Here is a 5,985-nt window from a genome sequence, read left to right as displayed (position 1 = left end):
AATTTGCCGGGAATTGCGTCAGCGTTGACGCCGCGCCGATGCGATGGCACGGCCGTCACGAAAGCTACGTGAATGGTCTTGCGCAACCACATTCGTTTCAGGCGCCACACGCTGTCGCCTGCCGACGGAGGAGGCGTGCGCGGACTGGGCACGGTGTCTGATTTGCTCTGATGCCATACGCTATTGGCGGCCTATCCGCGAGAAATGAACGCGCGAGGGGGTCGCGCTATTCGACTGCTTTGCAGCCGAGTGCCGGGTTCCCGCTGCAAAGCGGAGAATCGGGCGAGGCGTGCTCTCTGGTCTCCTCACAAGGCAATCACGAAGAGCGAGTGGCCGTAGCGCGCTTTCTCGCCGGAGTTGGCAGGGCTGGCGGCTGCCGTTTGTGATGTTGGTGCTCTCATTATGGCGACGGATGCTGGCCGGTCGAGCGTCAGCGGTGCCAAGCGGCCGCGTATGCCGTGCCCGCGCGGAGGAAAGGCTATACGGGGCGACGGAGAGCGAAATGGCACAAGGGCACCAGCGTGGCGCACACGGCGACGGCGAGCGGCAGGACGGCTGGGCTTGTATTGATCCCATGGCCGACGACGATGCCGACCAGCGCGGCGGTCGTCATTTGCGCGAAACCCATCAGCGCTGCGGCGGCGCCGGCCATCTGGGGGTAGGGCGCCAGGGCGCGGGCGCTGGCCATCGGCATCACCAGGCCGACCGACGCGGCGACGGCGAACATCGGTGCGAGGAGCGCGGCGAGCGTGTGCAGGCCGGCCAGTTCGAGGCTGAGCATGGAGAGTCCGGCGGTCGCGCCGAGGGCGCCGCCGAGCGCGATCAGGCGGTCGGCGCCGAGTCGGCGAACCAGGCGCCCGGCGACCTGCGTGCCGCCGATGTAGCCCGCTACCGCACTGCTGAAACACAGGCCGTAGGCGGTCGGCGACAGGGCAAAGCGCGCGATCAGCACGAACGACGAGCCGGAAATGAAGGCGAACAGCCCGCTGTAGGAAAAAGCGAGGGCGAGCAGGTAGCGCAGATAGGCGCGATCACCGAGCAGTCGGCTGAAGTTGCCGAAAATGCGGCTCGGGCGCGTCGCCGTCGGGTCCAGCCGGCAGTTGGTTTCGCCCAGCCAGCGCCAGACGGCCGCGGCTTGCAGGGCGGAGATCAGTGCCAGGACGACGAAGCTTGCCTGCCAGCCGAAGGCGACGGTGAGCAGACCGCCGATTGTCGGGCCGACGAGCGGCGCCAGCGCCATTGCGCCGAGGACGTAGGCAAGCACGCGCGCGGACTCAAGTGGCCCCCACGCATCGCGCACGATGGCGCGGCCGAGGACGGGTCCGGCGCAGGCGCCGAGCGCCTGGACGAAGCGGGCGGCGATGAGCTGTTCGATCGACCCGGCGCAGAGGCAGGCGATGCTGGCGAGAAAGTAGATGAGCAGTCCGGCGAGCATCAGGGGGCGGCGGCCGAAACGGTCGGAGAGTGCGCCGTAGGCGAGCTGGGCAATGGCGAAACCGGCAAGGAAGGCTGACAGCGTGAGCTGTACGCGCGCCGTGTCGCTGGCGAAGACGCTGGCCAGTGTCGGTAGCGACGGCAGGTAGAGGTCGGTCGATAGCGGGCCGAGGGCGACCAGCGTGGTGACCAGCGCGGCGAGCCGCGTGGACGGTGAGCTGAGGCGACCCTCAGGCACCGGGCAGGCTATCCGGGGTACTTCTCGACGCGCTGTTCGATCGCGCCGAACAGGCTGTTGCCGTCGCGCCCGAACATCTCGATCTTCACCGTGTCGCCGAAGCGGAGGAAGGGCGTTTGCGGCTTGCCGGTCTCGATCGCTTCGTAAGTCCGCAACTCGGCCAGGCAGCAGTAGCCGACGCCGCCGTTAGCGATCGACGATCCGTGCAGGCCGTTCTGCCGGTTCGACACGGTGCCGCCGCCGATGATCGAGCCGGCTTCCAACTCGCGGGTTTTCGCTGCATGGGCGACCAGTTGCGGAAAGCTGAAGACCATGTCGGTGCCGGCATCCGGGTGGCCGAACAGTGCGTTGTTCAGGTGCACGGTGAGCGGCCGGTGGACCCGGCCGTCACGCCAGTCGGCGCCGAGTTCGTCGGGGGTGATCGCCACCGGGCTGAACGCCGAGGCGGGTTTCGACTGGAAGAAGCCAAAGCCTTTGGCCAACTCGCCGGGAATCAGGTTGCGCAAGGAGACGTCGTTGACCAGGAGCAGCAGGCGGATCGCCTTGGCCGCTTCGGCCTCGGTCGCACCCATCCTCAGGTCGCCGGTGATCACCGCCACTTCGCCTTCGAAGTCGATTCCCCAGTTCTCGTCGGCCGCCAGGATGGGGTCGTGCGGGCCGACGAAGGAGTCGGAACCTCCCTGGTAGATCAGCGGGTCGGTCCAGAACTCGGGCGGCAACTCGGCGCCGCGCGCGCGCCGGACGAGTTCGACGTGATTGACGTAGGCCGATCCATCGGCCCACTGGTAGGCGCGCGGCAGCGGCGAGTGGCAGGCCGTCGGGTCGAAGCGAGCCGGGTTGTAGCAGGCGCCAAAGTTGAGCGCTTCTTCGAGGAAACGCATTTCGGGTTCGAGTTCGTCCCAGTCTTCAAGCGCCTGCTGCAAGGTAGGCGCGATCCCCGGCAAGGGGAGATAGTGGGTGAGCGCGCGATTGACCAGGACGAGCATGCCGTCACGGCCGTAGCCCTTGAGCGAGGCAAGTTTCATCGCGACCTATTCTCCAGCGTAGCTGCCGTCGTGCATCCAGCGCGCGTGCCCGGGTGCGCGACGCGTTCTTGCCCATTCGTTGAGCATGTCCCATTTCACCTCGTCGAGAAGTTGCGCCATGCGCGGCGTGCCCGTGTTGGCTGCCAGCTCCAGGCGGTGGCCGGACGGGTCGAAGAAGTAGATCGACTTGAAGATCGTGTGGTCGGTCGGGCCGACGACCGCGATGCCGTCGGCTTCGAGTCGCGCCTTGACCTGGAGCAGGACGTCGACCGAGTCGACCTCGAACGCGAGGTGTTGCGTCCACGCCGGCGTGTTCGGGTCGCGCCGCATCGCCGGTTTGCTCGGCAGCTCGAAGAAGGCCAGGATGTTGCCCTGTCCGGCGTCGAGGAAGACGTGCATGTAGGGATCGGGCTCTCCGGTCGAGGGTACCCTGTTTTCGGCAATGGCGAGGACGAAGCGCATGTCGAGATACTTGCCGTACCACTCGACCGTCTCCTTGGCATCCCGGCAGCGGTAGGCGACGTGGTGGATCTTGCGGATCAGGCTCATTTCGTTCTCCTCATACGTCCTGACGGGCGATCGCCATCGCCTCGCGCAGGACGGAAATGTCGCCGATGTGGTTGGCCAGGAGCAGGATCAGTTTGGCGTTGAGCAGCGCGCTCTGCTCGTCGCTCAGCCCGCGATGCGTCTCGATCAGTGCTTCGTAGAAGTCGTCGCCCGGCGTGTAGGCGCGCCAGTAGCGCTGACCGGGCTCGAAAAAATTGGCTTCAAGCTTGAGCGGCATGCGGCCTCCCTGGCGCTTCAGAAATGGCCGCTGGCGCGCGCCAGCGCGGTGCGCAGGCGGTTGGCGTCGAAGCTGCGCCAGCGGCCGGCGACATGCTGGTCGGGGCGGATCAGGTAGACCGTGCCGTCGCGCGCGTCGTAGCGTTCGGCGTAGCGCCCGGCGCAGTCCGCGAAAACGCGCAGGCCGCCGGCCGCGATTCCGTTCTTGGGCGAAACGACAACCACTTCGAGCGGCGGAGTGGCTTCACCCAGTTGCTTGCACTCTGCCGTTTGCGCGGCGTCGAGTGCGCTCGCATCGAGCACGTAAAGGAGCGCCTGGAAGTGCCCGCCGGTGTGGTCGAGCAGCCAGCCGTCGGCGCCGTCTACGCGCAGCGGCGCGTCGTCCAGCGCGGCGCCGGGCACCATGTCGCCGGCGAAGTCGGCGCTGTCCGCCGTGTTCAGGCGTGATTCGGTGAGGAACGTGGGCACCGAGAGGCGACCCGAATTGACCAGCGCGCGGGCGAACGCGTGCTCGCGGGCGAGCGCCAGCGTGGCGTTGCGGAAGGTCAGCGAGACCGGCGATTTGGGTGTGATGAAATCGGTCGAGCGCGTCGAGTTGAGAATGTTCTCGTCGGCGGCCAAGACGCGCTCGTCCGAGTACGTGTCGAGCAGGCTGTCCGGCGCCTGGCCGTCGAGCACCAGCCTGAGCTTCCAGCACAGGTTGTCGGCGTCCTGGATTCCCGAGTTGGCGCCGCGGGCGCCAAACGGCGAGACCTGATGCGCCGCGTCGCCGACGAAAAGCACTCGGCCGTGGCGAAACTGCTTCATCCGGCGGCACTGGAAGGTGTAGACGCTCACCCACTCCAGCGCGAATTCGCGCTCGTCGCCGAGCATCGCTCTGATTCGCGCAGTCACCTTCTCCGGCTTCTTTTCCTCTTCCGGGTCAGCCTGCCAGCCGAGCTGGAAGTCGATGCGGTAGACATTGTCGGCCTGCCGGTGCAGCAGCACCGACTGGCCGCGGTGAAACGGCGGGTCGAACCAGAACCAGCGTTCGCGCGGGAAGTCGGCCTTCATCACGACGTCGGCGATCAGGAAACGGTCGAGGAAGACCTTGCCTTCCATTTCCAGATTCATCAACTGGCGGATCGTCGAGCGCGCGCCGTCGGCGGCGATCAACCAGTCGGCAGCCAGCGTATACAAGCCATCCGGCGTCGACACCTGCAGCCGCACGCCGTCGTCGCCGGGCTGCAGGGCGACGACCGTGTTGCGAAAGCGCAGGTCGAGCGTGGGCAACTGCCTGGCCCGCTTGATCAGGTATTCCTCGAGGTAGTACTGCTGCAGGTTGATCATGCCCGGGCGCTGGTGATCAGGCTGCGGCAGCAGGTTGAAGTGGTAGACCTCGTGCTCACGAAAGAACGTCCGACCGACGTTCCAGCTCACTCCCTTGACCACACAGTCGGCACCGACCGCCAGGCGGTCGAGGATTTCAAGCGTACGTTTGGCGTAGCAGACGCCGCGCGAGCCGAATGAAACAGTATCGTCGTCGTCGAGCAGAACGACCGCTACGCCCGCTTGCGCCAGATCGATCGCCGCTGCCAGGCCGACCGGCCCGGCGCCGACGACCACTACCGGATGGCGGCGCGGTGCGCCGTCGTGCAGTTCGGGTGGGGTAAGGTATGCGTACCTGGGGTAGGTGTAGGTGCCCGCCATCTGTCGTCTTCCGCTGCTCGTCACCAGCGCCGCCGCCTAGCTGTCCTGCAGCGCGTGCCACATCGCCTTGTCGCGTTCGGCCGTCCAGATGCGCGGATGCTTGATTCCGCTCGCCTCGTCGAACGCGCGGCTGACGTCGAACGGCAGGCAGTGTTCGTAAATGAAGACGTGGCCGAACTTCGCGTCCATCGCCAGGCGCGTGTGGGCCATCGCCTGCTTCAGGCTCATCCCCTGCGCGACCGCCTCCTTGGCCGCCGTGAGCAGCGTGCACACGAAGTCGCGCGTGTACGCCAGGCCTTCGGCGACGCGCTCTGCGCCAAGCAGCGCCGGCCCGCGCCCGGGTACCAGCTTGTCGGCGCCCAGCGCAGCCAGCGCGTCGAGCGTCGCCGGCCACTCGGCAAGCTGTGCGTCGCCGGTGTAGCAGGCTGCCTCGGCCTCGACCAGGTCGCCGGAGAAGAGGACTCGCTCGGACGGAATCCAGACGACGGTGTCGCCGCGGGTATGGCCGGGGCCGATATGCATGATCTTCACATCGAGATCCTGGCCCATCCAGAGCGTAATCGCTTGCTCGAAGACCAGCGTCGGCCAGGTCAGACCGGGGATCGAGGCAAAATTCTGGAACAGGCGCGGAAACCGCTCGTACTCGGACTGCATGTCCTGCGCACCGCGCTCGACGATCATTTCGTAGGTGCCGCGGCTGGCGATGATTTCCTGCATGCCGGCCGCCTGGTAGCCACTCGCACCCAGCACGCGCACGGCGTGGTAGTGCGAGAGGACGACGTACTTGATCGGCAGCTCGCTCACCTTTCTGATTTC

The 5,985-nt window shown here is 66.7% G+C and carries 6 protein-coding genes; all 6 read right to left on the bottom strand.

Annotation, left to right across the window (positions count from 1 at the left end; all coding sequences use genetic code 11):
- Positions 1–478: 478 nt before the first annotated feature.
- Complete coding sequence (locus tag RKP46_RS07740; protein ID WP_311106111.1) at positions 479–1,672, bottom strand: multidrug effflux MFS transporter; 1,194 nt, start codon at positions 1,670–1,672, stop codon at positions 479–481.
- An 8-nt stretch (positions 1,673–1,680) separates the two neighbouring features.
- The gene (locus tag RKP46_RS07735) at positions 1,681–2,697 is read right to left on the bottom strand and encodes a fumarylacetoacetate hydrolase family protein (RefSeq protein ID WP_311106110.1); all 1,017 of its coding nucleotides are present in this window, start codon (positions 2,695–2,697) and stop codon (positions 1,681–1,683) included.
- 6 nt (positions 2,698–2,703) lie between these two features.
- Positions 2,704–3,246, bottom strand: coding sequence for a VOC family protein (locus tag RKP46_RS07730; RefSeq protein ID WP_311106109.1), 543 nt, complete (start codon positions 3,244–3,246; stop codon positions 2,704–2,706).
- Positions 3,247–3,256: 10 nt separating this feature from the next.
- Positions 3,257–3,481 carry a DUF2783 domain-containing protein gene (locus RKP46_RS07725; RefSeq protein WP_300329278.1) on the bottom strand — a complete coding sequence of 75 codons (225 nt, stop codon included), beginning with the start codon at positions 3,479–3,481 and terminating at the stop codon, positions 3,257–3,259.
- Positions 3,482–3,498: 17 nt separating this feature from the next.
- Positions 3,499–5,169 carry an FAD-dependent oxidoreductase gene (locus RKP46_RS07720; RefSeq protein ID WP_311106108.1) on the bottom strand — a complete coding sequence of 557 codons (1,671 nt, stop codon included), beginning with the start codon at positions 5,167–5,169 and terminating at the stop codon, positions 3,499–3,501.
- A gap of 36 nt (positions 5,170–5,205) precedes the next feature.
- The coding region (locus RKP46_RS07715) for an MBL fold metallo-hydrolase (protein ID WP_311106107.1) at positions 5,206–5,985 on the bottom strand (780 nt) is incomplete at its 5' end.

This window comes from Accumulibacter sp. (assembly GCF_031732815.1).
Lineage (GTDB): Bacteria > Pseudomonadota > Gammaproteobacteria > Burkholderiales > Rhodocyclaceae > Accumulibacter.
This window is presented reverse-complemented; position numbering and strand designations above follow the sequence as displayed.